This window comes from Bradyrhizobium sp. STM 3843 (assembly GCF_000239815.1).
Lineage (GTDB): Bacteria > Pseudomonadota > Alphaproteobacteria > Rhizobiales > Xanthobacteraceae > Bradyrhizobium.
This window is the reverse complement of record NZ_CAFK01000044.1, coordinates 35,363-59,720: the sequence shown is the minus strand read 5'-3', so window position 1 is coordinate 59,720 and position 24,358 is coordinate 35,363. Positions and strand designations below refer to the sequence as shown.

Sequence of the window (24,358 nt, the reverse complement as noted above, 5' to 3'; positions counted from 1 at the left end):
AGCGAGAGCCGATCATCGCTACAGCACCTGCATGGTGAAGCCGATCCAGCGTCCGCAGGCGACGACCGTGATCCAGAGCAGGATCGACAGCAGGCCCGCGAGCCGCGCCCGCAGCGGCGGCACGGCCTGTGTCTCCCATTGCGGCAGATCCTTTGCGCTGATGGCGTGGAAGATGATCATGTTCAGCCCCGCCGCGCAGATCAGGATGATCTTGGCGTCGAAATAGCCGTTGGCGAGATATTTGGTCGCGTTCGAGATGAACAGCAGGAAGCCGGAGGCGGCCGCGACCGCGAACGCACCCCAGGTCACCGGCAGGATTGCGCTCGCGAGCCGGCTCACGGGGCGCCCGACCGAGGCGAGCCCGAGCAGGCGCAAGTCGATCGCGAAGATCGTGCCGACGACGAGGCAGATCGCGATCACATGCACGGATTCAATGAAGGGAAACAGCGTGTCGCTTTCGCGGATGGCGGCGGCGACGCCGCTCTCCTCAAAGACGCCAACGAGGTCAGAAAACTGCGACATCACAACCCGGCCTGTGTGTAGGCGATCCAGCGTCCGGCAAACAGGATGCCGCACCAGACCAGGACCGAGAGCGTTGCCAACGCCTGGCCGGTGAGCCGCCGACCGTTGTCCTCAAACAGGCCCGGTGATGCGACGGCCGCCCGCTGCAACGTCGCGGTCAGCAAGACGGCAACGATGAGCAGCGCCATCTTGAGATAAAAGGTGATGTTGACCAGCGACCGGCGCGGCTCGCCGATGATCAGCAGGCTGCCGGTAATGAGCAGGATGACGAGCACCGGCCAGATCGGCGTCAGAAAGCGCTGCGTGATGACGCTCAAGCGTTGATCGCGCTCGAACAGGCGGAAGATCCGCAAGTCGACCAGCACGGCCGAGGAGAAAACGATGGCCACACACAGAATATGGATGGTCTGAAGGGTCGGGATGATCCAGGTGACGGTCTGGATGGTGTGGCTGAGCGAGGTCGCTGCCAGCCATTTCGAAAAACCGGTCAGCAGCGCTTCCATCACCTGATCACTGCTCTTCCGGTGTCAGGCTGTAGGTCAGCTCCTTGCCGTCAGGCAAGGTGACCTTGCGCAGGAAGCCACCTTGCTTGCCGTCGCGTAGCGGCAGATAGTCGAAACTCGCGTGATCGCCTGGGTTCAGCGAGCGCTTGGTCCAGCCGGAGCGGGTGAGAACCCCCGGGCTCGACACCTCGAACACCCAGGTGCCGGCCTGCGGCCCGTCCTTGGCATCGGTCTCGACCACGAAGGTGATGTGCGGGTTGGTCCAGTTGACCTGCTTGACGGTGCCTTCAACCTTCTGCGGATGGTCGCTGTCATAGGCGGCATTCGAATGATGCGCCATGGCCAGGCCGCTCGAACTGGCGACCAGGCAGGCGGCAAGAAGTGTGGCCTTCGGTGACATTTCGATCATCCCTTGTTATTGCGCGACCTTACTTCGCGGTGTGAACCGTCCCGAACGCGCCCTGCGGGTTCGGGAGGAAAACATCGTTGCCATGCTCGTCCTTGCCGGGCATCAGATCTTCCTGCTCGCATTCGCCTTCGGCAATTTCATAATGCCGATCCGGGTAGCGGCGAAAAATCCGTGTCGTCTTCCAGGTGTCGGTGAGAACGTTCGGCGCGGTGATCTCGAGATCGTCATGCATGACGTTCGGTTCGGCGAGATGGATGCGTTCGACGATGTGCATGTCGCCGTTGTTGGGAATGCCGACCGCCTCGCTGATCGCGATATAGGCCTGCGGCATGATCGCCGTGGTGTCGACCACCAGCGTGTCGCCCTCCCAATGTCCGATGGAGGTGCCGTGCAGTGACGGGTCGGGGTCCTCCGGCGGCTTGCGGCCGTCGAGATAGATGCGACGCATCCTGTTGCCGTCGACTTCGCCGAGCAGGGTGATGCGACCGGGCGTCCTCAAGAGCTCGAACGCGTTATGCGTCATCAGCATCCAGCTCGGCATGCCGTGCGGCAGGCAGTGGCTGAGCACCAGGAAGGGGCGGCCCGCTTTTTCCTCGGCGACGAGGTGCTGAACCTGCTTGAGAATGTCCGGCTTCCACGGCGGCATATTCGCCGTTTCCTGTCGCTTCTGGTCCCTGATGTCGGGAAGCCAGACTCCGCTGAGATCGGGCTCGGCAAACGCGCTTGGCGCGCCGGCGGTCACTGCGAGCACAGCCGAAACACAGCCTGCGATCGCAAACGCCTTCATCTTCTCGATAAGCATGCGAACTTCCGATGCATTCCGAGCCGCAGCATAGATCGTGCTGAGGCCAAAGGAAGCTCGTCGTGCAACAAAACGCTTCAAGATTGCGCGAAGTATCATCGCAGTTGAACAGGGTGATCGCGCTCGCGCGATTAGTTGCGGCTCTAAGGGGACGGTGAATTATTCGCGGCGATGAACGAGGCTGCGTGCGCGCCAAAGCTGCCCGCTTGCGGTCACCTGGAGTTCAACGGCGGCGTTCTTGTCGGTTGCGAAACGACCCGGCGTTCCGCTCAACCATACGCATCGCTGTTGATGCCGTATTCCTCGTAGATGGTCAGCGGGTCGCGGTCGGGACAGAGCCGGCACTTGGCCTGGGCGAGATGGAGCTTGACGACATCGGGGGCGCGGCCGTTGGCCAGGAGCTTGCGCAAATCGTCCATATGCGCGCGCGGCTGGTGTTTTTCGGGGAGCTGCTCCAGTGCCACGAGCGCAGTCGCCAGCGCTTCGGTGACGACCCAACCGTCATGACCCGTGATTCCCGGTCGCGGCATCGACGCACCTCATCCCTTTTCGGAACGCGCCTCCAGCGCGCACACTCTACCGCAATCCGCCGCGGCCGGCCATGGCAGGCTGCCAGGCCGCTTCCGGAATGGCCGCCTAAAATACGGGCGCCGTCGGCGGCTCTCGTCACGCCTCGGCGCCTGCTTGCGCGATCCGGTGCAGTTGCTCGAACAGGTCAGGCGATTCGCTGGTGCAGAGGCAGATGCCGAGCGCGGACTCGGCGCTGCCGGCGTTGAGATAGGCGTGGCCCATGGTGCTGTCGATATACATGCCGTCGCCCTCATGCAGGATCTCGGGCGCGTAGAACTCGGTGTGGACGGCGATCGACCCGCGGGTCACCATGAAATATTCCTCGCCGGCGTGGCGCAGCAGCGGGCCGAATTCCTCCAAGGTGCGGGCGCGCACCTCTGCCAGCATCGGCACCATGCGCTTTCCGATCAGGTCGGTGCATTGGTAGGTGTAGGTGTAGAACTTGGTATTGACGATCTGGCCCTGGCCGACGCGGCAGATGCTGCGGCGGGCAGTGACCGCGCGCTCGGCATCGGTACGAGGCGCAGCCGGGCTGAACAGCTCGGCGATGTCCATCTTCAGACCTGAGGTGAGCTGCAACAGCTTGTCGTAAGTCAGCGACATCAGGCCGTTTTCGACCTTCGACAGGGTCGACAGCGCCATCCCGGTCTTCTCGGCCACCTGCTTGAGCGTCAGGCCGCGAGCCAGGCGCGCCGCCTTCAGGCATTGGCCGAGCTGGGAATGCGGGCCCTCGGCCGCGACCTGATCATTCACACCGGTATCTGCCATAAGCATCCTTCGGAAAATCGTTTAGCGGATCGGACATTTTGATTGCATCGCTCGCGTGACCCGACTTTCGCGCGAAATCGCTGACATTTCAATCAAGAGCTTGGCCGGGCGGATATTTATGCAGAATTGCCGGCCGTATGCTGCATTTTCGTGCCAGCAATCTTGTTTCTCTTATGCTAAATAGTTTTCAGGTTTGGAAAGGGAAGAGCTGTGGAATCGATCTGCGACCGGACTGCCGTCGACCTGATGCAGCTGCTCAAGAGCCGGGCCCTGTCGCCGGTCGAGCTGCTGGATGCATGCCTCGCCCGGATCGCGGCGCTTAATCCCGCCATCAATGCGGTGGTGACCCTGGACGAGGAGGGGGCGCGCCGCGCCGCCAAGGCGGCCGAAGCCGCGCTTCTTAAAGGTGAGGATCTCGGGCCGCTGCATGGGCTGCCCGTGCTGATCAAGGACACGCAGGATACCGCAGGCCTGCGCACCACCTATGGCAGCCCGATCCTGGCCGACAACGTTCCCTCGGCCGACCAGGCTTCGGTGGCGCGGTTGCGCGCCGCCGGCGCGATCATTTTCGGCAAGACCAACACGCCGGAATGGGCGGCCGGCGCCAACACCCGCAATCCCGTCTTTGGCGCGACCGGCAATCCGTTCGATCCGATGCGCTCGGCGGCCGGATCCTCGGGCGGCTCGGCCGCGGCGCTGGCCTGTGACATGGCGCCGCTCGCCTCTGGCTCCGACACCGGCGGCAGCTTGCGCAATCCGGCCGCCTTCTGCGGCATCGTCGGCATGCGACCTTCCTATGGCCTGGTCGCGAGCGACAAGCGCGCGCATGGCTGGTCGAACCTGTCGACCGATGGGCCGATGGCGCGCAACGTCGCCGACACCGCGCTGATGCTGTCGGTGATGGCGAGCGACGATCCTCGTGATCCGCTTGCGTACACGCTGCCGAACGAGCCTGTTCGCGGCGTCCCTGCGCGCTGGTCACCGCCGGCGCCGGTCGCGCTCGGCAAACTGCGGCTTGCTTTCACCGAGGATTTCGGGTTCGCGCCGACCGAGAAATCCGTCCGCCGCGTGCTCCGTGCTCGCGTTGCGCGGATCGCGCCGTTGTTTGCTTCGTGCGAGGAAGGCACGCCGGACTGCAGCGGCGCCGATGAGGCCTTTGCGGTGCTGCGTGCCGGGATGTTCCTGACCAACCACGGCAAGAATTTTCGCGAGCGGCCGGAGATGGTTGGCCCCAATGTCCGCGCCAATGTTGAGGAGGGACTGCGCTACAGTCTCGACGATTACGCCAAGGCGGCGGCGGCGCAGACCCGGATCTATCGCGCCTATCAAAGCTTTTTCGAACGCTGCGACGTGCTGGTCAGCCCGGCGATCACGCTATCGCCGCGACCGTGGTCGGAGCTCTATCCGACCCACATCGACGGCGTGCCGACGCGCTCCTACTTCCACTGGCTTGCGCTGGCCTATGCCGTGACGCTGCCCGGCCATCCCGCGCTGAGCCTGCCGCTCGGCGTCGATGAGGCCGGCCTGCCGTTCGGTCTGCAGATCGTCGGCCCGCGTGGCGGCGATGCGCTGGTGCTCAGTGTGGCGGCCGCGCTCGAGAGCGCGTTTGCCGGCGATGCCGAACTGTGCCGTCCCGTGCCCGATCTCGCCAAGCTCGCCGCTGCACCGCCGCTGTCATCAGCGCCGGGCTTCAGGTCCTGGGATTAAAGCCGTGATCCGCATCCTGACGGGTCACACCGCGATCGCCACATACACACCGGATGCCGCTGCGGTATCCGCGTGAAACGAGAGGAGAGACTGATGTCCGTTCCGCCCTCATTGCCGTTCTCGCTCGTGCGCCGCGCCGCTGGGCTGGTGTTTCTGTCCGGTGAAGTGCCGCGCGCCGATGACGGCACGATTCCGGAAGGCATCACCGCGCAGACCGACCTGACCTTGCAGCTGATCGGCGAGACGCTGGCGGAGGAAGGACTGTCGCTGAAGGACGTGGTGTCCTGCACGGTGTATCTCGCCGACCGGGCGGATTTTGCTGCTTTCAACGACGCTTATCGCAAACATTTCAGCGATCCGCTGCCGGTGCGCACCACCGTCGAGGCCAAGCTGATGCTGGATGCCAAGCTCGAGATCACCGTCATTGCGGCCGAGCGCAAATAAGGAGTTCTGACGATGCGCAGCGCGATCGTTCTCGGCGGCGGCATGGTGGGTGTCGGAACGGCTCTGCATCTGCAGAGCCGCGGCTGGTCGGTCGCGCTGATCGACCGCAACGAGCCCGGCCGCGAAACCAGCTATGGCAATGCCGGCATCATCCAGAGCGAGGCGGTGCGTCCTTATGCGATGCCGCATGATATCAGCGGCCTGTTCGACATCGCGACCGGCCGCACCAATGACGTGCATTATGAGCCGCTGGCGCTGCCCTATCATCTCCGGCCGCTGCTGCAATATTGGTGGAACTCGTTCCCGAAGCGGCATGAGCAGATCGCGCAGACCTATGCGCGGCTGATCGCGCGCGCCACGCCCGAGCATGAGCCGCTGATCGCGGCCTCCGGTGCGGGCAATCTGGTGCGCCGCGACGGCTTCCGCGTGATCCATCGGGAGCAGGCGCAATTCGACAAGGAGGTCGAAGAAGCCGAAGCGGTGCGCGCGGCCTATGGCGTCAAGTTCAAGGTGCTGTCGGCGCGCGAGCTTGCGCAGGCCGAGCCTGGTCTGTCAGACAGCGGCCTCGGCGGCATGCAATGGTTGGAGCCGTGGACCGTCGCCGATCCCGGCGGTCTCGTCACCTGCTACGCCGAATTGTTCATCCGGCGCGGCGGCAGGTTCGTGCACGGTGACGCCACGACCTTGGCGCAGACCGGGACCGGCTGGTCAGTCACGACGGCCGATGGTCCGATCGATGCCGAGGCTGCGGTGGTCGCGCTCGGGCCATGGTCGCCGGAGTTCTTGAAGCGTTTCGGGTATGACATCCCGATGGTGCGCAAGCGCGGCTATCACCGACATTACAGCGGCGGCGCGCCGCTCGATCTGCCGCTGCGCGATGCGGCCTTCGGCTATCTGATGAATCCGATGGTGAAGGGGGTGCGCATCACCACCGGTGCGGAGCTGTCCGGGCCGGACGCAGAACCGACGCCGGTGCAGCTTGCCAAGGCGGAGACTGCGGCGCGGCAACTGATCGATCTCGGCAAGCCGGTCGAGCCCGAGCCCTGGCTCGGCACGCGGCCGTGCATGCCCGACATGCTGCCGGTCGTCGGACCGGCCGCAGGTCACAAGGGGCTGTGGCTGCACTTCGGTCACGGTCATCAAGGCTTCACATTAGGTCCCACCACCGGGCGCCTCCTCGCCGAGATGATGAATGGCGAAGAGCCAAGCGTCGACGCGACGGCCTGCGCGCCTGCGCGCTTCGGCGCCTGATCCACTATTTGTGATTGATCAGTTCGCGGGGCAGACAGCACAGGCTGTCGCGCGCCGCGTCCGGGCGGGAACTATCAAGCGATGCGCGCGGCTCAATGGACCGCTCAAGAGGTAAAAGAAGCTGCGCGCTCGTCGTTCTATGCCCTGTTAGGACGCCGCAGTGATCGCGGCCTTTGTCAGCCGCCGGGGTAGGATGCGGGATTGCTTGATCCGGCCAAGCCGGATAAGCTTCTTTGCCATTGGGCTTGCCGGGCCGGATGACAAAGCCCGGTTGACTTTGAGACATTTTCGCTTGCGTGAAGTTGCCAAGCTTGACGTACGTACTGACTGAAAGGGCGTCATATAGTTCGTAGTTGAGTCAGAGGTGAGGGTGCCAGTGGGTGTTGATTCCCGAGTGCCGCATCGAACTGCCTCTCGAGCGGCGGCGATTCCAAATGGACGCGGCTCTTCAAACGCTTTCATGCTCTTCGAACGGTTTGCATGGAAGGGCGCGGCGTCAGCGGCGCAAGATATTCTCGTTTACGGCCCTCGCGAACCAGTCGTGCTCTTGCCGGACGCTTGCCGCCGGTTTGCGTCCTGCCAACCGGTTGCCGATCCCCAGCTATCCCGTACGGAAATGACCATCCCCGCTGCGCAGTGGTCGGGCAACTGATCACAGCTGGTAGTTTACGTGCTGTTTTGCAGCAAATTGCGGGGGACATCTAAGTAGTAAATCGTTCGTTCGAACTATTATCTAACTCATAAACTCTACTGCCGCATCCGCGGTGGCAACTGCCCCAGAATTTTTAGGCGAGCAAGTGATGTTCAAAGATTTCTTCATGTCGGATTTCAAAGATGACCGCGCAAGTCTACCGATACATCGAAGAGCCCGAGCTCACCATTCTCATTCCCTGCCTCAACGAGGCTGAGACGATCGAGCGATGCGTCGAGAAAGCCAAGCTTTGCCTGTTGCGGCTTGGCGTGCATGGCGAGGTCCTCGTTGCGGACAACGGCTCCACGGACGGCTCGCAAGACCTGGCGATCGCGAAGGGCGCGCGTGTCGTTCATGTTCCGGATCGCGGATATGGAGCCGCGCTGCGTCACGGAATCCATACGGCCCGAGGCCGCTACGTCATCATGGGCGACGGCGACGACAGCTACGACTTTTCCAACCTGGACCCATTCCTGGCGAAACTCCGTGACGGCTTCGACCTCGTGATGGGCAATCGTTTCAAAGGCGGCATCGCGCAGGGCGCAATGCCGTTGCTCCATCGCTATCTCGGCAATCCGGTGCTGAGCTTTTTTGGCAGGCTGTTCTTCAAGATCGATCTGGGTGATTTCCATTGCGGCTTGCGCGGCTTCAACCGCGAGCGGATGTGCGATCTGGAGCTGTACACGACGGGCATGGAATTCGCGAGCGAGATGGTGATTTCCGCCGCGCTGAAATCCTATCGGATCTGCGAGGTGCCCACGACCTTGAAGAAGGATGGCAGGTCCCGGCCGCCGCATCTGCGCACCTGGCATGACGGCTGGCGACATCTCAGCTTTCTGCTCATGTTCAGCCCGCGTTGGCTGTTTGTGTATCCGGGTCTTGCGCTCATTCTCTTGGGCGTGGTGACGGCCGTGATCCTGTTTCCCGGCCCGGTGAGCCTCGCCAACGGCGTCAATCTGGACGTCCACACTTTCCTGGTTGCGGCGATTGCGGTGTTGATCGGCGTTCAGACCCTCACATTCGGCCTCATCGCGCAGCGCTTCGCGATCAAATACCGGCTGCTGCCGCCGGACGCCGCAGGCTCTCGCGGTCTGTCATTCCTCACCTTCGACCGCGGGCTGCTCGTTGCGGCCGCGCTGATCCTGCTTGGCCTGTTCGGCATCGGATGGTCTTTGTTTACTTGGGCCTCGGTCGATTTCGGGCCGTTGCGCTATCCTTCGGTGATGCGCGTTCTCATCCTCTCGCTCACGTCCATAGCGATCGGGGTGCAGCTTGGATTCACCGTGTTTCTTTCCGGAATCATGAACATCCCGAACAAGCGGGATCGAATACGCGCCGCGGTCGAGAATGCTCTGCTGCGGAGCGGACATCATCGCAGATAGGGAAGCTATCATAAAAGCTTGTAGTAATAGTCGGTGGTCCCGATACGTGACCACCCCTCGGTGTTGGCCGTCGAGGGGACGCCGCTCGCCACAACGATACGCGCTCCGGCGCGGCGAAATACATCGAGCGCGAGCGCTTGCCGCGTGAGCGAAACATCCCAGAATTCCTTTTGATTGAGCGGGTCCGACGGGAAAGCTTCGCTGACAATCTTGACCTGCGCAAGGAACGCCCAGTCGCTGATGCTCGCGACCGACCAATGCATCTGGTCTTGGTGGTCGATCGCGGCGACGGGCGTACCCGGGTGAATTCCGATTCTGAAGAGCTCGTCAGCGACCAGCCACGCATCTGCATGCACATGGCCGCGAGATCTGACCAGATCCGCAGCGGTCCTGGCCAGGCGCGGGCCGGCATCTATCGCCACGCCCGTAATGAGCAGGGCGACCAGCGCTGCCCCGATCGGTCGCCTTCGTGTCAGCTGCGTGCGAAGACTGACCAGAACAACCAGCCCCAACAGTGGAAGACATCCGGCCAGGTATCGGGGTTCGACCAACAGCACCAGATAGAGAAGCAGATTCGCTGCGGCGACCAGACCGAGCAGCTTGATCGGCAGCGGTGCCGACATTTCAAGGGCGAGGGGACGCCGAAGCAGGGCGAGTGCAATTCCGAGAGGAATTGCAAACCAAAGCAGGACCGCGAGGCGTTTGACGTTTCTCAGCAGCGCCCGTCCATAGTCCCAGGTGCCGAAATGCAGAACGGCTCCTTTGTTCCAATAGGTCGGATCGTACCACGGCGGATAGGTCGCCGAGATCGGCTGAGCGAACTCGTAGACATCAGGGTTGTCGAGAAGCTTCCGCGTTGGATGTTCCGGGAGCCCGTGATCCGAAGGGCCTCCTTGCCAATGAACAAGCGGCATCATGAGAACGTCGGTCCGAAACGTATTTCGTCCGCTTTCTCCAAATGTCAGATGGCCATACTTCAGCGACAGGGCGCCAACGAGCGGGGCCGCAATCACCAGAAAGACGGCGGCACTCAATAGCAGCCGTCGATCGGCACGATAGGCCAGGCAGGCGCAGGCCGCAGCGAGCAGGAAGAGAAAGGCCAGCGGAAAGAATATGGCTTTCAGCAAATAGCCAATCCCCAGCACGGCTCCGAACAGCGCGAAGGTTGTGACGGACGCCGTCTGGTCTTCCAGCGAGAGAAACAGCGCGGCGCTAGCGAATGTGACGGCTGCCACGCAAAGGTCCGGGCTGATCCTCGATACGACCGTCAGGTCGAAGCAGCCCCACGCCAGCAGTGCGTAACCCGCAAGCAAGACTTGCGAGCGCGACAGCAACGGACTGGCCTCGGGCGGCTTCGCCGTCAGCTGAGCCCGGTCCCAGAGCCGGGTCAGGACGAAATGAAATGCACCGATCGTCACCAGGAAAACGAGAAAGTTGAGCACCCGCACGGTCGCAAATTCCAGGGAAGGCGCCGTGCCGATCGGCTCAATGAAGGCCGCAATCAGCAGGGGGTAGAGCGGACTCCAATGCCCATTGATCGCCTGCTCAAGCTGGCCATGTTCGATGGCGCGAGCCATGTCCATGTAGCTGATCGTGTCTCCGGCGACGTAGCTCTGCCGACCGAACCACGCATCGACTGCGCCCAGTGCTATCAGGAACAAGAACAGAAACGAGAACCATTTGCTGTTTGGCGACACGACGCCTCCAAAATACGATGACAGTCAAAAGGCATTTCAAAAATTGAGTTCTTAAAAATGCGGAGTTGAGTTGCGGCTGTCTCAGCGGGAACCCTATCGATCCGTGCATTCCAGGCACCGATCATCCGAGCAGATTTATCTGCTGATCGCAATCGGCCAGTGACGGACGCCGCTGCGCCAGCGTCCATTTTTTGCGGCACAACGCCCCTGGTGGAGCGATCTTAAGGCGATTTCCGTGGTGCAAATAAACCAAAAATTGCTTGTTCCAAGACGGTTTGATTAGAGATCCGCCTGACGAACTCGCCCGGAGATTGCAGGGCCACCGAACAAGATTGTGGCGCAATACATCAGTTTGTCGAACCTTTCTTCAATCCATTCGTGTATAGAACTGTCCTGCTGCGCCCAACTCGAAAACGAATCGATGTCGCCGCGTCGATGCAAGTCGGATACGAGCGCGCCTCATGCGCGCCGTCCGGTTTCTGTCATTGCCGGTCATCGAAAGAGCACCAGGTCGGAACGATGCGACTGTTCGCCATCATCTATCGCTTCATCTACAACTTTGCGTTCCTGGCCATGGTCTATCTCAGCCTGAACTACATTGAGAAGTACCACAACCGGGCCGTGCTCGCGATGTTGATCCTGGCCTATGCGGGCATGCGCAGCGTGTCCGTGGTGCGCTCGTTTCATTTTTTCACCCGCATCGAACGGCTGGAAGGCGAGACTCGCCGAATGATCGGCCTGGTGGGGGAGGGGCCGAGCGGTTCGGCCGCGCGCAAGCAGGTGATTGCCGATGTGAGCCTGCTGCGCCGCGACGGCGAAATCAAATCCTATATCGATCTGTTCTTCCTGGCCGCCGTCGTCATCCTCTGCGTTGCCAAGATCGTCACCGATTGATCCGGTTCAAGCAGCGCGCGGCTGTGCCCTCAAGTGCGATGAGATGAGGATGAATCTCATCGCACTTCAGGGTTGTTGTTTGAGCGGAGTCTCCGTGCAAACGCGTTCCGCGTTTGTCGCGAAGGACCGCTCGCACTTTTCCGGATCATACTCAACGAGAGCCGCGCGAGGAGAGCTGCGCCGGTCAGCGCTTTCTCAGGCTCGCAAGGCGCACCGCGCGCGCAGCCGGCTTGATGGCGGCGGCTCTGGCCGCGGGCTTTGACTGCACGGGCGGCACGCCCGCCACGTGGTGTCGGGACGGCGCGGTGGGCATCGGATCGGGCATCTCGAACAGGCTGGCGGCCGGCACCGGCAGCGCGGGGGCCACGTTGCGCGGCGCGGATGAGCCCGCCGCGTGCGGCCACGCTGTTTCGTGCCGGAGCGAGGCGCTGTCGGATGGTCCCGCCGACAGCACGTCGAGATCCGCCACGGTCGCACGGGAGTGCGTGACCGAGCCAGAGAAGTCGAACGTCGGAACCGCCGGCCATTGTGCCACCGGAACCTCGTCTGCATGCGGGTGGACCAGCCACTCCTGCGGCTCGGTCGGAGTTGCCGGCCGCTCGGACGTAGCCGGCACCACCTGCACGATGCGATAGCCGCGCGCCTTCATCTCGCTGAGGATCTTCGGCAAGGCCTGCACCGTGCGCTCGTGGATGTCGTGCAGCAGCAGAATGCCCTTGCCGCGCGCCTCGAGCCGCTTCATCGCCAGCTCGTAGACGCGGCTAGCCGAGATGTTGCGCCAGTCATCGGCAAGAAAATCGGCGCTCCACATCTGGAGTCCGAGCGAGGCCACGTAGGTTTCCACGCCTTCGCCGCGCGAGAGGCCGGGCACCCGGAAGAACGGGGTGAGCACCGAGGGATCGGTGAGAGCAGCCGACACCGAGGCAATCCCCTGATCGACCTCCGGCTTGGACTGCTCGACCGTCAGCCTGCTGAAGCCTATCGGATGATTCTGGCTGTGCGTGCCGATCGTGTGGCCGGCGGCGGCGAGCTTGCGAACGCCCTCGGGATCAGCCTTGGCCTGGCGGCCGATCGTGAAGAACGTCGCCTTCACGCATTGGTCGGCGAGAATCTGCAGCACCTGGTTGCTGTATTTCGGCACTGGGCCGTCATCGAAGCTCAGCACCACCTCGTGATCATGCAGCGGCAGCGTTTCCCGATACTGCATCGCGCCGATGCGCGGATGCGCAAGGGGATCGACAACGAGCACGCGGGAGGTGCCGAGCGCATTCGGATGGCCGGGGCAATCCGCGGCGGAGGCGGGCGTGGTCACGCTGGTGAGTGCAGCTGACAACGCAGTCAACAGTGCGGCCCCGAGCGCTGCGCTCACAATCCGCTGTCCGACGCCAACTGAACGATCACTCCGCATCACGCCGTCCGCTTCGTCTGTCCGTTTCGTCAGGTTGAATCCAGGCTGCCGGGCCCAGTTACCGTCATAGCAGGGATCGTCTGCAGCCGCGACCCGCGATTGTCGAATGCCGGGGTTTCCATTTTCCTGTTGCATGATTGCAAAGCCGCATACATCCGCCTGCGATGTAAAGCGTAGCCAGCACCGCATGAATGACGCATTAATCGCGGGCGGCGTGGACGCCCGGCGGAGCGGCATCGTCCGGCTGGTTCATCGTTGAAGCTGGCACAATGTGGACCACCTTGTAGCCGTGCTGCTTCAGATAGCGCAGAAACGTCGGCAGCATCGCCACGGTGCGCGGCTGCGGGTCGTGCAACAGGATGATGCCTTTGCGGTCCTGTTCGAGTCGGCTGGTGAGAATCTTGAGTTCCTGCTGCGGCGAGACCGGGTTCCAATCACCGGCCCACAGATCCGCACCGAACACGGCGATCCCGCGGGACTGCAGGAATTCGAGCATGGCCGGCGTGGATTCAAAATAGGGGAAACGGAAGAACGGCGTCGATGGTGTCGTGGTCGAGACCCCATGCAACGCCAGTTCGTCGCCGGCGATGCCGCGGTCGATTTCCTCCACGGCCTGCGCCGGCGTGAGGCGTGGAATGTGGGCATGGGTATAGGTGTGGTGTCCGACGGTGTGGCCCTCGGCCGCGATCCGCTGCACCAGGGCTCCGCGTCCCGACGCCGGCTGGCCGACCAGGAAGAAGGTCGCGCGCACACACTCCTTCGCGAGTGCGTCGAGCACCCTGTTGGTCATCGGCGGCGAGGGACCATCATCGAAGGTGAGCACGACCTCGTGATCCCGCAGCGGCAGCGTATCCGGAAAGCTCTTCAGGCCGACGCGCGGATAGATCTTGGGATCGACCGCGAGAACCCGCGAGGTGCCGAGCGTGCCCTCGCGCTGACATTCCGCGGATGCCGCGCTGACAGCGTGGGGTAGCGTGAGCCCAACGCCGAGTCCAAGCTCGAGGCCAAGCCCGAGCAGGATCGCCGCCGCGTTCACCCAACTTCTCATTTCACTCGTCATCCATAGCCTCCGCGGCATCTTTCTCATTGCATCGCCTGCGGCCCATTGGGTAATGCGTCAAAGTACGATTGAGACCAGTTTGCGTTGATCTGTCAAACCCGCGAGGCCCGTCATGGATGAACAATTGGACGCGGCCCACAATGCTGTGATCGTCGACCGTGCTCTGATGCGGACAGACAACGGCGAGATCCGACCCGAGTTCATCGAGTCCATCACGGCGGCGATCGCCGCGGAGGACGAAACGTTCCTGCGATCGGAGGTCGCGGAACTCCATGAGGCCGATCTCGGCGACCTCATCGCGGCGCTGGCGCCCGAAGACCGGGTGCGGCTGGTCGAGCTCACCAGCACCGATTTCGACTTTTCCGCGCTGAACGAGGTCGACGATGCCGTTCGTGAGGAAATCCTCGAGGAACTCGCGCCGGCGACCGTCGCCGAAGGCGTCCGCGAGTTGGAATCCGACGACGCCGTCGAGCTGCTCGAGGGCCTTGATCAGGAGGATCAGGAGCAGATTCTCGACCGGCTGCCGCCGTCCGAGCGCGATGTGCTCGAGCGCAGCCTGGAATACCCGGAAGGATCGGCCGGGCGGCGCATGCAGAGCGAATTCATCGCCGTGCCGCTCGAATGGACGGTCGGCCAGGCGATCGACTACATGCGGGAGACGCCGGACCTGCCGGACCGGTTCTACGAGATCTATGCGGTCGACGGGTCGCAGCATTGGCAGGGCGCGGTTTCGCTCGATGCGCTGTTGCGGGCGCGGCGGCCGGTCAAGCTCCCCGAGCTGATCCATGAAGATCGCCGCCGGGTCGCGGTGACCGACGAGCTTGCAGAGGTGGCGCGGCTGTTCGGCAAGTACAACCTGGTCGCTGCTCCCGTCGTCGACGCGGACAATCGGCTGGTCGGCGTCATCACCGTCGACGACGTGGTCGACGTGATCGAAGAGGAGGCGGATGAGGACTTCAAGGCGCTGGGCGGCGTCTCCAGCGACGAACAGCTCTCCGACAGCGTCTGGACCATCGCCAAGGGCCGTTTCAACTGGCTGCTGATCAATCTCGCCACCGCCTTCCTGGCGTCGTCGGTGCTCGGCCTGTTCGAAGGCCAGCTCGAGAAGATGGTCGCGCTCGCGGTGCTGGCGCCGATCGTCGCGAGCCAGGGCGGCAATGCCGCGACCCAGACCATGACGGTTGCGGTGCGTGCCCTGGCCACGCGCGAGCTCGGCTCGAACAACGCCTTCCGCGTCGTGATGCGCGAGGCCCTGGTCGGCCTGGTCAACGGCCTCGCCTTCGCGCTGATCACGGGCGTCGCTGCGGTCGCCTGGTTCAAGATCCCCGGGCTTGGGATCGTGATCGGACTGGCGATCATCTCCAACCTGGTCGCCGGCGCGCTCGGCGGCATCCTGATCCCGATGGTGCTCGATCGCGTCAAGGCCGACCCCGCCGTGGCGTCCGGCACGTTCGTCACCACGGTCACCGACGTCGTCGGCTTCTTCGCCTTTCTGGGCATTGCCACGGCCTGGTTCGGGCTCAAATAACCTCGATTTTTGAGGGACTTTTATCGTTAATCCGACCTTAACGGGGACTTGCGAAAGTGGGGCACCGAGACGGAGTCGGACCCATGCAACAACGCTTGCGCTTGAAAGCAGACGGACGGATCGTGGAGCTGCGCGACGGCCAGGAATTTCCGCTGGCCCCGGCCGCGCAGCCGACCGGGCCGGCCGAGGTCCGCGACCTCCGCCGCCGCGCCCATCTGACCCAGCAGGAGTTTGCCGCCAAGCTCGGCGTTCCCGTCGAGACCATCCGGAACTGGGAGCAGGGCAAGCGCATGCCGCGCGGGCCGGCGCGCGCGCTGCTGACGGTGATCGCGCACGCGCCGGACATGGTGTTCGCAGCCTTAGCCAAGACTTAAGCTCAAACCTAGTCTCGCATTGGCACCATCGGCGTCCGGAGACATAATGCTTGCAATTGGAGGGCGCGGCCATGCAAGCAATTGAGGCCAACGGCGCCAGCATCCCGGCGATCGGACTGGGAACCTGGGAATTGCGCGGGAGAACCTGCGCGCGCATCGTCGAGCAGGCATTGACGCTCGGCTACCGCCATATCGATACCGCCCAGGTCTATGAGAACGAGCGCGAGGTCGGGGAGGGCTTGCGTGCCTCGCATATCCGCCGCGATCAGGTGTTCCTGACCACCAAGGTGTGGACCACGCATTTTGCACCGCACGATCTCGAGCGTTCGACCAAGGAGAGCCTGGTGAGACTGCGCGTCTCCGAGGTCGATCTGTTGCTGCTGCACTGGCCAAATCCACACGTGCCGCTGGCGGAAACGCTCGGTGCGCTGGCGCATGCGAAGTCGCTCGGCCTGACCCGTCACATCGGCGTGTCAAATTTCACGGTGGCGCTGATCGACGAGGCCGTCGCGACCAGTCCCGAACCCCTGATCTGCAACCAGGTCGAATATCATCCCTATCTCGACCAGACCAAGGTGCGCGAGGCCTGTGCCCGTAATGGCGTCGCCATGGTCGCCTATAGTCCGGTGGCCAGGGGCAAGATCAAGAACGATGCGACGCTCGCCCGGATCGGACGCGCTCACGGCAAGACGCCGGCGCAGATCTGCTTGCGCTGGCTGGTGCAGCAGAACGTCGTCGCCATTCCGCGCACCTCGCGCGTCGAGCGCCTGTCGGAGAATATCGACGTTTTCGATTTCACTTTGTCCGATGCCGAGATGGACGAAATCTTCGCGCTCGGAGGCGCCGAAGACCGCATGACCAATTTCGCCTTTGCGCCGAAATGGGATTGAGGACCGACTGCGGCTTGCTATGCTGGGCCGGGTGTGGCACCCGCGACCGGCGACCGCCAAGGTCGTGATGGTCGAAACCTGGTGGTGATCGCCGCGCGCAGGCGCCGGTCAGGCGCGGGCGCAAAGAAGCAGCATGGAACGGTGGCCATTCATACGTTGGGGCATCGCGGCATCGGTGCTCGCGCATATCGTCGCCGCGGCCCTGATCTTCCTGTCGACCGACGTGCGCCGTTTCGAGGCTCCTGCACCGGAGGCCGTTGCCGTCGACATCGTTGAGTCCGACGAGCCCGAGAAGCCGCTCCAACCTGCCCCGAGCCCCTCGCCATCGCCCGATCTGGCCTTGCCCAAGCCGGACACCTCGTCGACATCGGCAACGGCTGCCCCCGCACCGGCCCCTGCGCCGGCATCGGCTCCTACGCCGCAGCCGACGCCAACGCGCGAGGCAAAGGCGCAACCGCCGTCCCAGCCGCAAGCGCAACCGCAGCCGCCTGCAGAGACGCAGCAGACCCCGACACCCGCTCCGACCCCAGCACCGTCGAGCGCGTCGAGCTATGTCCCCCAGCCCGATCTCACGGTCAAATATGGCGTGATGCTTGGACTGCCGCCGCCTTTGCCACCTTTGCCGGCATCAGGAAACGATGCGGACGAGAGCAAGGATGCCGGGCCTTCAGCGAGCACCAATCTCACCGCCAATCTGACCGGGCCGTTCCGGCAGCATCTGAGGAGCTGCTCGAAATTGCCGGCCTCCGTGTCCCGTTCCGACAACATCATGGTCAAGCTGCGTGTGGTCATGACCCCGGACGGCCGGCTTGCCGCGGATCCCGTGCTGCTTGCGGGGACCGCCTCGGTGAAGGCCCTGGAGATGAAACAGAGCGCGGTCCGGGCGCTGGCCGCCTGCCAGCCCTACGCGATGCTGCCGCCGGATCGCTACCGCGAGTGGAAGGTGCTGGAGCTGTCGTTCACGCCGCAGGATTTCGTGGACTGATCCGCCGAATGAGCTAGTGGCCCATCGCGTCCCAGGCGCTGGAGGCGAATTGCCGGCGCCAGGTCACGATGACCACGGCCGCCGTGGTGATGAACAGCACCCAGGGGCTCACGAACCAGCCGAGATAGCCGAGCGCGAAGAAGAAGGCGCGCTGGCCGCGGTTGAAATGGCGCGCGCCGGCTTCGAACAGGCGCGTGGTCCGGATCACATGAGCCTCGGCCTCCGGCGTGCCGCGCTGCGCCGCCAGCGGCATGCCGCCGATCAGGATCGCGACATAATTGAACAGGCGGTAGGCCCAGGCGAATTTGAAGAAGGTGTAGATGAAGATCAGGACCAAGCCGACGCACTTGATCTCCCACAGGGCCGGGTGCGGACTAAGATCGACCGGAAAGGTCTTGAACACGGCCAGCGCATCGCTGGTGGAGCGCACCAGTGCGAGCCCGCCGCCGATCGCGATCAGACTCGAGGAGGCAAAGAAGGCGGTGCCGTTCTGCAGCGACGACATGATCTGCATGTCGACCATCCGCGCCTCGCGCTCGAGCAGGCGCCGGATCCAGACCTCGCGGTAGGCATTCATGCGTGCCGACAGGCTGTTGCGCCCATAGGCCGTGTGCTCCAGGGTGATCGCATAGACGACCCATTCCAGCGCGAAAAAAGATACCGCGACGATATCGACGGTATAGGAGCCCATCCTGTATTCCTCGTCATGACCGGCGCAGAGCCGCTGCAATGGAGACAGGTTCGGACATGACGTTGAAGCTCGTGATCGGCAACAAGAATTATTCCTCCTGGTCGATGAGGCCCTGGCTGGCGATGCGCGGCTGCAACATCGCTTTCGAGGAAATCTTCGTACCGATCTATACCGACGACAAAGCCGACAAGGACCGCCTGTTGAGCTTCTCGCCAGCGGGAAAAGTGCCGATCCTGATCGACGGCGACATCACGGTGTGGGATTCGCTCGCGATCATCGAACATCTCGCCGAGCGTTTTCCGGATGCCGGGCTGTGGCCGCAGGGCATTGCAGAGCGCGCGCATGCGCGGGCGATCTCGGCCGAGATGCATTCCGGCTTCGTGCCGTTGCGCAGCGCGTGCGGAATGAATTTGCACCGGCCGGTGCGCGCGATCCCACTCTCGGACGAGGTGAGGGCCAATGTCGCGCGGATCGAGCAGATCTGGAGCGATTGCCGGGCGCAGTATGGGGCACGCGGGCCGTATCTGTTCGGCGCGTTCTCGGCTGCCGACGCGATGTACGCGCCGGTCGTCCACCGCTTCCGCACCTATGCGATCGATGTCACGCCCCAGACGCGGGCCTATATGGACACGATGATGGCGATGCCGGCCTTCGCGGAATGGACCCGGGACGGGCTTGCGGAAACTCTGCTCATCGCGCGGTTCGAAGACGTCTGACCGCGTCCAGGCCGCGGGCTGTCGAACTTTGGTCTGTCGTGTGGTCCTGTTATGATCCTGCTGAAGCGGATGGAGTCAACGGTCATGGGATTTCTCGACGAACTCAGAAACTCGTCAGCCTTTCAAGGCGCCTTGGGACAGCTCGAGGCCGCCGTGCTTCCGGTCGTCCTGAACGAGGTCTTCGGCCAAGGTGGGCAGGGCGGCCTGAACAATATCGTCGCCAAGCTGGAGCAGGCCGGGTTCGGGGCCCAGGTCAAATCCTGGCTCGGCAACGGCCAAAACCTGCCGATTTCGGCTGAGCAGCTGCGCGAGGTGCTTGGCAGCGACACGGTCAAGCAGCTGGCCGCCCGCTACAATATCCCGGTCGACCAACTCTCCAAGGGGCTGGCCGAGCAGCTGCCGCTGGCCGTGGATCATGCGAGCCCCGACGGGAAGCTTCCCCATACCGCCTGATCCGGCCATTCTGCCGGGCCGCTCAGAATGGGCGGAACTCGGGCCAGACGGCCCAGCATCGTGCTGAAAAGGCTACAAAATTGACGCATTCGCCATGGCGGCAATGACTGGCCATGGCGCGCGCCGACATGCTATAGACGCCTCTATTAAAAAGAGAGCCGATCCACTGCAGCGGGGACCGTTGGCCAGGACCGGCGTTTGAGCAGGAGTGGGCGTTGAAGCACAAGTTTCCCGTCGGATCGACCGTCACCTTCACGGCGAGCAATATCTCGCGCCCAGCCGCCAGCGGTACCTACGAAATCATCCGCCAGCTCCCGACCGAAGGCGACGACTGCCAATACCGCATCAAGAGCTCGACCGAAGCCTTCGAACGCGTGGCCAGGGAAAGCCAGCTCGCGCAGTCCTAGGCGGCGCCGTCTTGGCCGTCAGCGGACCGCAGGTTCCGCCACGAGGCGTCATCGAGCCCGTTGCATCTCGTGCTGCGGGCATGAGCGAGGGGGAAGAACAGCAAACTGACGCGATGCCTGCTCGCTCCGCCGCGGAGAGGGGGCTGCCGGATGGGGTGGGGATAGCTGCTCGTTTTGAGGTACTCTTGCCGCGCGCCGTGCGCGGAATCGGCCTATGGTCGGGCCCGCGGGGGCCATAGACTGAGGTGAGTATTTGGATTTGGCCATTGTTTATCGCTGATCGCGCCCCGCTATCCCGGGCGTAACACTCGCAATCGATCGCCGGCTCGTCTAAGGGACCGTTGCGCATGAACTTGACTCCGCCGACCTCGCTCGACCAGTTATTGAGCTCGCCGGCTTTCCCGATGTGGCTCACTTTGGCCGCAGCGGCGTTTTTCGGCCTGATCGTCCTGGTCACGCTGTTGCGCGCCGAGAAGTCGGTCGCCAATGGAGCGCTGAGCATCATCACTCTGCTCGCGGTCGGCATCGCGGTGGCCTCCACCATGAAAAGCCTGGATGAGAGCGGCCGCGGCGGAACCGGTGAAAATTCCAGCACCGCGCCGGCCAGTGCCATGCTGCCCGCGCTTGCCTGCGTCGAGGACCTCGCCGGCGATCTTGTGCTGTCGAACTGCGAGAAGAACCTGTTCGGGACCGCGGACGCCACCGCCGCTGCCGTGAGCTACGCCGGGTCCATGATCTCGCGCCTGATCGCCTACGGTGATGCCGCCCCTGCCAACAAGGCGATTACTCCCGAGCAGCTTGCGCTGCGGCGGGCGGTCGAACGCGACCGCTACGGCTTGATGGCCTATGTGCTGCTCACGCGCGACCGCTGCACGCCTGCCGACTGCTACGTGTTCCGGTTGTTGACGGATTCCCAGCAGATCGTCAGCAATATGGAGGCGCGCACCTACGAGGGCCTGGTGACGCGCTATGCGTCGCAATGGAATGCCCCCCCGCAAGCCCAGGCGCCGCAGGCGCAAGCGGCTGCGTCAGGAGCCTTCGCCGGATTGGTGCCGTCGATGCCGACCGGCAAGCCGACCAACGCGGAGTTCCCAAGCGCGGCCTCGACGCCGCCGGTGAGCATCATGGCCCCCGAGCCGACCGCATCGACGTCGCGCTCCGCAGCGCCTGCGGCGGCCGCTCCGGCGCCGCGCGCGCAACCATCGCCTGCGGTCGCGGCAAGCCATGCCCAGGTGCCGGCGAAGAAGCCTGCGCCACCGAAGCCAAAGCCGCCGGCTGCGGCGCCCGCGCCGCAGGCCGCGCCCGAAGCGGCTGAGCCGTCCGGTAAAGAGTAAGCGTCAAAGATCCCATGCCCCTGCACCTGATCAAGCTGGCCGTCGGCTGCGAGTCGGTCAAAGAGTTGAAGCAATGGATCGCCGAGCGCATGCAGGCGGCCAGGAAGAAGGGCCTGCCGGAGCACCACATCCACGTGACCCGGATGACGCCGAAGCGGATCGAGGAGATCCTGGCGGGCGGCTCGCTCTATTGGGTGATCAAGGGCGAGATCGCGGCACGCGAGAAGCTCATCGCGATCGAGCCGTTCCGTGATCGCGACGGCATCGGCCGGTGCCGGCTCGTGATGCAGCCGAAGGTGATGGCCGTGTCGCCGCGGCCGATGCGCCCGTTTCAGGGCTGGCGCTACCTGAAGCCGGCCGATGCGCCGCCCGACCTCGGCAAGGCGAGCGCGGACAGCGTCGCGGCGATGCCGGAGCCGATGCGGCGCGAATTGCGCGATCTCGGGCTTCTATAGCGGGGACCGCATATCGCGCCCTGCGTGCAGAGCGCAGTCTCAGACTCCGATATTGTCGATCAGCCGGGTCTTTCCGAGCTTGGCGGCCACCAGGATCCGCAACGGTCCATCCTTGAGTTCCTGCTTGGATCCATTCTTGGAGGAGGCGATGGGCGCGAGTGTCTCGGCATGCCGGACTTCGAGGTAGTCGAGCACGAAGCCGGCGTCGGTGATCAGCTCGGCGGCGCCCGCGACGGCCGCTTCGATCCTGTTGCCGGCGCGGATCCTGCCCGCGATCTCCTTCATGGTCCGATAGAGCGTGGGCGCGACGCGGCGTTCCTCAGGGGACAGATAGACGTTGCGCGACGACATCGCGAGGCCGTCGCGCTCGCGCACCGTGCGCGAGCCGATCACCCTGACGCCGAGGTCGAGATCGCGGGAGAGCTGGGTCACCACCCGGAGCTGCTGAAAGTCCTTCTCCCCGAACACCGCGACGTCCGGCCGGCACTGGGTGAAGAGCTTGGCAACGACGGTCGCGACGCCTCCGAAGAAATGCGGGCGGAAGCGATCTTCGAGGCCGGCCGATGCCGCGCCCTCCGGGACGATACGGGTCGCGAAGCCATCCGGATACATTGCCTTGGCGTCGGGGTGCCAGATCGCGTCCACCTGCTCAGCGGCGAGCTTCGCCACGTCCTCCTTCCAGGTCCGCGGATAGGAACCGAAGTCCTCAGTTGGTGCGAACTGAGTCGGGTTGACGAAGATCGAGACGACGACCTTGTCGGCGCGCCGCTTCGCCAATCGGACCAGCGACACATGCCCGTCATGGAGCGCTCCCATCGTCGGGACCAATGCGAGGGTCGCTTTCCTCGCGCGCAAGCCGTCGAGTGCGCGACGCAGCGCAGGCATAGTACGGACGATCTGGGGGCTTCGTGACATTTTTGCTCTAATCCGCGGACTGAAGTTGTGAGCTCGTGTGTTCGGTCTTGACCGTTGGAACGCCGACCTTATCAAGGACAATGCGAAGCTACCAAGCGCACTTGAACACGTCTGCTCACTGTCGAACGCCTCTTGCGTCCGGAGACTGATCAGTTGTGGCCGAGATGCCGCGAGCCTCGCGCCTCGCGAGGCGAATTTACATTCCGCACGCATTTCACTTGACCGCGGGCAAGCGTGACTCGAAGATGATCGTGAGGGGTCGGAATATGCTGGTGCAGACGAGCCAGGGGCAATCGGGTTCGGCCCATGTGATTGTCCTCGGTAATGAGAAGGGCGGTTCAGGCAAGTCCACCACCGCTCTGCATATTGCCGTTGCCCTGATGAAGGCGGGCCAGCGCGTCGCCACCATCGATCTCGATTGCCGGCAGCAGAGCTTCACCCGCTACATCAACAACCGCAGCGCCTGGGCACGGCGCACCGGGCTGCCGCTTGAGCTCCCGACCCACTATTGCATCAAGCTCGGCCAGACGATGCAGATCGCCGACAACGAGAGCACCGAGTTCCAGCAGTTCATCGAGGCGGTCGGCGCGGTCGAACACAGCTTCGACTTCATCGTCATCGATACGCCGGGGACCGACAGCTATCTGATGCGGCTCGCGCACTCGATGGCCGACACGCTGGTCACCCCGATCAATGACAGCTTCCTGGATTTCGACGTGCTGGGCACCGTCGATCCCGCGACCTACGCGGTCACAGGTGAAAGCCACTACGCGGAGATGGTCCGCGACGTCAGACGCAAGCGGCGGCAGGTCGACGGCGCGACCACCGACTGGATCGTGGTGCGCAATCGTCTGTCGATGCTGGGATCGCGCAACAAGCAGCTGGTCGCCGAGGGGCTGAAGGAACTGTCCTTCCGGCTCGGCTTCCGCTCGATCGACGGTTTCGCCGAGCGGGTCGTCTACCGTGAGTTCTTTCCGCGCGGCCTGACGGCGCTCGACGATATCGACGAGGCCACGCTCGGGACCCGTCCAAATCTTGGCCATGTGACGGCCCGGGAGGAGGTGACGAGCCTGTTGCGGCAGCTGAAGCTGCCATTGGACGAGCGCGGCCGGCGGCGGGCCGCAAACCGGGCCGAATGGTTTGCCCAGGTCGACAAGCCGCTGGATGTCCACGACATCATCAGCGCCTGAGGGCCTGCTCGCTTTGTTCCTTCGCGTTCCCGACCGCGAAAGACCGGTAATACTACGGGCCGGGCACTCATGCCTGAAAATTGGCCGATTTGTCGCACCTCAATGCCGGAACGCCAATTTACGTGTTCGGTTCTTTATGGAAAATTTTAGCGCCAGCTTGAACCTGAGCTTCAGATAAGAACCTCAGAGAGGAGGGCGCGCGTGAATGCTGCACAGCAGTTAGCTGCAGCGCACAACGTTCAGGCGGCCGGGACACAACATTTAGTCTTTCTGTCACAGCGCTGTTGCATATATTAAACACAAGGGACGGCG

The 24,358-nt window shown here is 63.6% G+C and carries 26 protein-coding genes; 15 read left to right on the top strand and 11 right to left on the bottom strand.

Going from position 1 to position 24,358, the window contains the following annotated elements; all coding sequences use genetic code 11:
• Positions 1-18 precede the first annotated feature (18 nt).
• The 6 genes from BRAS3843_RS06465 to BRAS3843_RS06440 all read right to left on the bottom strand — a co-directional run bounded on the left by BRAS3843_RS06465 (position 19) and on the right by BRAS3843_RS06440 (position 3,574).
• Positions 19-522 (bottom strand): DUF6644 family protein, encoded by a 504-nt coding sequence (locus tag BRAS3843_RS06465; RefSeq protein ID WP_008967972.1) that lies wholly within the window; start codon positions 520-522, stop codon positions 19-21.
• Positions 522-1,025 (bottom strand): DUF6644 family protein, encoded by a 504-nt coding sequence (locus BRAS3843_RS06460; RefSeq protein WP_008967971.1) that lies wholly within the window; start codon positions 1,023-1,025, stop codon positions 522-524. Before BRAS3843_RS06460 ends, BRAS3843_RS06465 begins: the two co-directional genes overlap by 1 nt.
• A 7-nt stretch (positions 1,026-1,032) precedes the next feature.
• Positions 1,033-1,425, bottom strand: coding sequence for a DUF6152 family protein (locus BRAS3843_RS06455; protein WP_008967970.1), 393 nt, complete (start codon positions 1,423-1,425; stop codon positions 1,033-1,035).
• A gap of 28 nt (positions 1,426-1,453) precedes the next feature.
• On the bottom strand, positions 1,454-2,236 hold the full coding sequence (locus BRAS3843_RS06450; protein WP_008967969.1) for a hypothetical protein: 783 nt from the start codon (positions 2,234-2,236) through the stop codon (positions 1,454-1,456).
• Positions 2,237-2,505: 269 nt separating this feature from the next.
• Positions 2,506-2,766 (bottom strand): hypothetical protein, encoded by a 261-nt coding sequence (locus BRAS3843_RS06445; RefSeq protein WP_008967968.1) that lies wholly within the window; start codon positions 2,764-2,766, stop codon positions 2,506-2,508.
• 136 nt (positions 2,767-2,902) lie between these two features.
• The gene (locus BRAS3843_RS06440; RefSeq protein ID WP_008967967.1) at positions 2,903-3,574 is read right to left on the bottom strand and encodes an XRE family transcriptional regulator; all 672 of its coding nucleotides are present in this window, start codon (positions 3,572-3,574) and stop codon (positions 2,903-2,905) included.
• Between the two features lie 210 nt (positions 3,575-3,784).
• Here BRAS3843_RS06440 and BRAS3843_RS06435 point away from each other — a divergent pair, with 210 nt between their 5' ends.
• The 4 genes from BRAS3843_RS06435 (at position 3,785) to BRAS3843_RS06420 (ending at position 9,049) form a co-directional block, all read left to right on the top strand.
• A complete protein-coding gene (locus BRAS3843_RS06435) occupies positions 3,785-5,281 on the top strand; it encodes an amidase family protein (protein ID WP_008967966.1) in 1,497 nt (498 codons plus the stop codon).
• 93 nt (positions 5,282-5,374) lie between these two features.
• A complete protein-coding gene (locus BRAS3843_RS06430; protein WP_008967965.1) occupies positions 5,375-5,725 on the top strand; it encodes a RidA family protein in 351 nt (116 codons plus the stop codon).
• 12 nt (positions 5,726-5,737) lie between these two features.
• Positions 5,738-6,976 carry an FAD-dependent oxidoreductase gene (locus BRAS3843_RS06425; protein ID WP_008967964.1) on the top strand — a complete coding sequence of 413 codons (1,239 nt, stop codon included), beginning with the start codon at positions 5,738-5,740 and terminating at the stop codon, positions 6,974-6,976.
• A gap of 834 nt (positions 6,977-7,810) precedes the next feature.
• Positions 7,811-9,049, top strand: a complete 1,239-nt coding sequence (locus BRAS3843_RS06420; protein WP_008967963.1) for a glycosyltransferase family 2 protein — start codon at positions 7,811-7,813, stop codon at positions 9,047-9,049.
• Between the two features lie 8 nt (positions 9,050-9,057).
• Here the strand turns inward: BRAS3843_RS06420 and BRAS3843_RS06415 are convergent, their stop codons facing one another.
• The gene (locus BRAS3843_RS06415) at positions 9,058-10,632 is read right to left on the bottom strand and encodes a hypothetical protein (RefSeq protein ID WP_139024754.1); all 1,575 of its coding nucleotides are present in this window, start codon (positions 10,630-10,632) and stop codon (positions 9,058-9,060) included.
• Positions 10,633-11,265: 633 nt separating this feature from the next.
• Between BRAS3843_RS06415 and BRAS3843_RS06410 the strand changes: the two genes are divergently transcribed.
• On the top strand, positions 11,266-11,640 hold the full coding sequence (locus tag BRAS3843_RS06410; RefSeq protein WP_008967960.1) for a hypothetical protein: 375 nt from the start codon (positions 11,266-11,268) through the stop codon (positions 11,638-11,640).
• A gap of 184 nt (positions 11,641-11,824) precedes the next feature.
• On the opposite strand, the gene BRAS3843_RS06405 is transcribed toward BRAS3843_RS06410, so the two are convergent.
• Positions 11,825-13,009, bottom strand: coding sequence for a polysaccharide deacetylase family protein (locus BRAS3843_RS06405; protein WP_244425137.1), 1,185 nt, complete (start codon positions 13,007-13,009; stop codon positions 11,825-11,827).
• Positions 13,010-13,247: 238 nt separating this feature from the next.
• Positions 13,248-14,108: a polysaccharide deacetylase family protein gene (locus tag BRAS3843_RS06400; protein ID WP_244425136.1), complete on the bottom strand. Its 861-nt coding sequence runs from the start codon at positions 14,106-14,108 to the stop codon at positions 13,248-13,250.
• A 112-nt stretch (positions 14,109-14,220) separates the two neighbouring features.
• On the opposite strand from BRAS3843_RS06400, the gene mgtE reads away from it, so the two are divergent.
• The 4 genes from mgtE (at position 14,221) to BRAS3843_RS06380 (ending at position 17,885) form a co-directional block, all read left to right on the top strand.
• Positions 14,221-15,636 (top strand): magnesium transporter, encoded by a 1,416-nt coding sequence (gene mgtE, locus BRAS3843_RS06395; RefSeq protein ID WP_008967957.1) that lies wholly within the window; start codon positions 14,221-14,223, stop codon positions 15,634-15,636.
• 83 nt (positions 15,637-15,719) lie between these two features.
• On the top strand, positions 15,720-16,010 hold the full coding sequence (locus BRAS3843_RS06390; RefSeq protein WP_008967956.1) for a helix-turn-helix domain-containing protein: 291 nt from the start codon (positions 15,720-15,722) through the stop codon (positions 16,008-16,010).
• A 71-nt stretch (positions 16,011-16,081) separates the two neighbouring features.
• On the top strand, positions 16,082-16,900 hold the full coding sequence (locus tag BRAS3843_RS06385; RefSeq protein WP_008967955.1) for an aldo/keto reductase: 819 nt from the start codon (positions 16,082-16,084) through the stop codon (positions 16,898-16,900).
• Positions 16,901-17,033: 133 nt separating this feature from the next.
• Positions 17,034-17,885 carry a hypothetical protein gene (locus BRAS3843_RS06380; protein ID WP_008967954.1) on the top strand — a complete coding sequence of 284 codons (852 nt, stop codon included), beginning with the start codon at positions 17,034-17,036 and terminating at the stop codon, positions 17,883-17,885.
• 13 nt (positions 17,886-17,898) lie between these two features.
• On the opposite strand, the gene BRAS3843_RS06375 is transcribed toward BRAS3843_RS06380, so the two are convergent.
• Positions 17,899-18,576: a DUF599 domain-containing protein gene (locus BRAS3843_RS06375; protein ID WP_008967953.1), complete on the bottom strand. Its 678-nt coding sequence runs from the start codon at positions 18,574-18,576 to the stop codon at positions 17,899-17,901.
• 56 nt (positions 18,577-18,632) lie between these two features.
• On the opposite strand from BRAS3843_RS06375, the gene BRAS3843_RS06370 reads away from it, so the two are divergent.
• The 5 genes from BRAS3843_RS06370 (at position 18,633) to BRAS3843_RS06350 (ending at position 21,941) form a co-directional block, all read left to right on the top strand.
• Entirely contained in the window at positions 18,633-19,292 is a 660-nt protein-coding gene (locus tag BRAS3843_RS06370; protein WP_008967952.1) for a glutathione S-transferase family protein, read from the top strand.
• A gap of 84 nt (positions 19,293-19,376) precedes the next feature.
• Positions 19,377-19,745, top strand: coding sequence for a YidB family protein (locus tag BRAS3843_RS06365; protein WP_008967951.1), 369 nt, complete (start codon positions 19,377-19,379; stop codon positions 19,743-19,745).
• Between the two features lie 215 nt (positions 19,746-19,960).
• Positions 19,961-20,152 (top strand): hypothetical protein, encoded by a 192-nt coding sequence (locus tag BRAS3843_RS06360; RefSeq protein WP_008967950.1) that lies wholly within the window; start codon positions 19,961-19,963, stop codon positions 20,150-20,152.
• A gap of 347 nt (positions 20,153-20,499) precedes the next feature.
• The gene (locus BRAS3843_RS06355; protein ID WP_008967949.1) at positions 20,500-21,486 is read left to right on the top strand and encodes a hypothetical protein; all 987 of its coding nucleotides are present in this window, start codon (positions 20,500-20,502) and stop codon (positions 21,484-21,486) included.
• Positions 21,487-21,500: 14 nt separating this feature from the next.
• Complete coding sequence (locus BRAS3843_RS06350) at positions 21,501-21,941, top strand: DUF1489 domain-containing protein (protein ID WP_008967947.1); 441 nt, start codon at positions 21,501-21,503, stop codon at positions 21,939-21,941.
• Between the two features lie 39 nt (positions 21,942-21,980).
• Here the strand turns inward: BRAS3843_RS06350 and panC are convergent, their stop codons facing one another.
• Positions 21,981-22,856: a pantoate--beta-alanine ligase gene (gene panC, locus BRAS3843_RS06345; RefSeq protein ID WP_008967946.1), complete on the bottom strand. Its 876-nt coding sequence runs from the start codon at positions 22,854-22,856 to the stop codon at positions 21,981-21,983.
• 266 nt (positions 22,857-23,122) lie between these two features.
• Between panC and BRAS3843_RS06340 the strand changes: the two genes are divergently transcribed.
• The gene (locus BRAS3843_RS06340) at positions 23,123-24,046 is read left to right on the top strand and encodes a division plane positioning ATPase MipZ (protein ID WP_008967945.1); all 924 of its coding nucleotides are present in this window, start codon (positions 23,123-23,125) and stop codon (positions 24,044-24,046) included.
• Positions 24,047-24,358: the final 312 nt, after the last annotated feature.

Bases quoted from the DNA above. Each gene is read 5' to 3' on its own strand.
- BRAS3843_RS06450 (WP_008967969.1), bottom strand. From the start codon at position 2,236: ATGCTTATCGAGAAGATGAAGGCGTTTGCGATCGCAGGCTGTGTTTCG.
- BRAS3843_RS06400 (WP_244425136.1), bottom strand. From the start codon at position 14,108: ATGACGAGTGAAATGAGAAGTTGGGTGAACGCGGCGGCGATCCTGCTC.
- BRAS3843_RS06425 (WP_008967964.1), top strand. From the start codon at position 5,738: ATGCGCAGCGCGATCGTTCTCGGCGGCGGCATGGTGGGTGTCGGAACG.
- BRAS3843_RS06385 (WP_008967955.1), top strand. From the start codon at position 16,082: ATGCAAGCAATTGAGGCCAACGGCGCCAGCATCCCGGCGATCGGACTG.
- BRAS3843_RS06455 (WP_008967970.1), bottom strand. From the start codon at position 1,425: ATGTCACCGAAGGCCACACTTCTTGCCGCCTGCCTGGTCGCCAGTTCG.
- BRAS3843_RS06430 (WP_008967965.1), top strand. From the start codon at position 5,375: ATGTCCGTTCCGCCCTCATTGCCGTTCTCGCTCGTGCGCCGCGCCGCT.
- BRAS3843_RS06460 (WP_008967971.1), bottom strand. From the start codon at position 1,025: ATGGAAGCGCTGCTGACCGGTTTTTCGAAATGGCTGGCAGCGACCTCG.
- mgtE (WP_008967957.1), top strand. From the start codon at position 14,221: ATGGATGAACAATTGGACGCGGCCCACAATGCTGTGATCGTCGACCGT.
- BRAS3843_RS06355 (WP_008967949.1), top strand. From the start codon at position 20,500: ATGAACTTGACTCCGCCGACCTCGCTCGACCAGTTATTGAGCTCGCCG.
- BRAS3843_RS06440 (WP_008967967.1), bottom strand. From the start codon at position 3,574: ATGGCAGATACCGGTGTGAATGATCAGGTCGCGGCCGAGGGCCCGCAT.
- BRAS3843_RS06370 (WP_008967952.1), top strand. From the start codon at position 18,633: ATGACGTTGAAGCTCGTGATCGGCAACAAGAATTATTCCTCCTGGTCG.
- BRAS3843_RS06340 (WP_008967945.1), top strand. From the start codon at position 23,123: ATGCTGGTGCAGACGAGCCAGGGGCAATCGGGTTCGGCCCATGTGATT.
- BRAS3843_RS06380 (WP_008967954.1), top strand. From the start codon at position 17,034: ATGGAACGGTGGCCATTCATACGTTGGGGCATCGCGGCATCGGTGCTC.
- BRAS3843_RS06415 (WP_139024754.1), bottom strand. From the start codon at position 10,632: ATGGACATGGCTCGCGCCATCGAACATGGCCAGCTTGAGCAGGCGATC.
- BRAS3843_RS06445 (WP_008967968.1), bottom strand. From the start codon at position 2,766: ATGCCGCGACCGGGAATCACGGGTCATGACGGTTGGGTCGTCACCGAA.
- BRAS3843_RS06350 (WP_008967947.1), top strand. From the start codon at position 21,501: ATGCCCCTGCACCTGATCAAGCTGGCCGTCGGCTGCGAGTCGGTCAAA.
- BRAS3843_RS06420 (WP_008967963.1), top strand. From the start codon at position 7,811: ATGACCGCGCAAGTCTACCGATACATCGAAGAGCCCGAGCTCACCATT.
- BRAS3843_RS06410 (WP_008967960.1), top strand. From the start codon at position 11,266: ATGCGACTGTTCGCCATCATCTATCGCTTCATCTACAACTTTGCGTTC.
- BRAS3843_RS06375 (WP_008967953.1), bottom strand. From the start codon at position 18,576: ATGGGCTCCTATACCGTCGATATCGTCGCGGTATCTTTTTTCGCGCTG.
- BRAS3843_RS06365 (WP_008967951.1), top strand. From the start codon at position 19,377: ATGGGATTTCTCGACGAACTCAGAAACTCGTCAGCCTTTCAAGGCGCC.
- panC (WP_008967946.1), bottom strand. From the start codon at position 22,856: ATGTCACGAAGCCCCCAGATCGTCCGTACTATGCCTGCGCTGCGTCGC.
- BRAS3843_RS06465 (WP_008967972.1), bottom strand. From the start codon at position 522: ATGTCGCAGTTTTCTGACCTCGTTGGCGTCTTTGAGGAGAGCGGCGTC.
- BRAS3843_RS06390 (WP_008967956.1), top strand. From the start codon at position 15,720: ATGCAACAACGCTTGCGCTTGAAAGCAGACGGACGGATCGTGGAGCTG.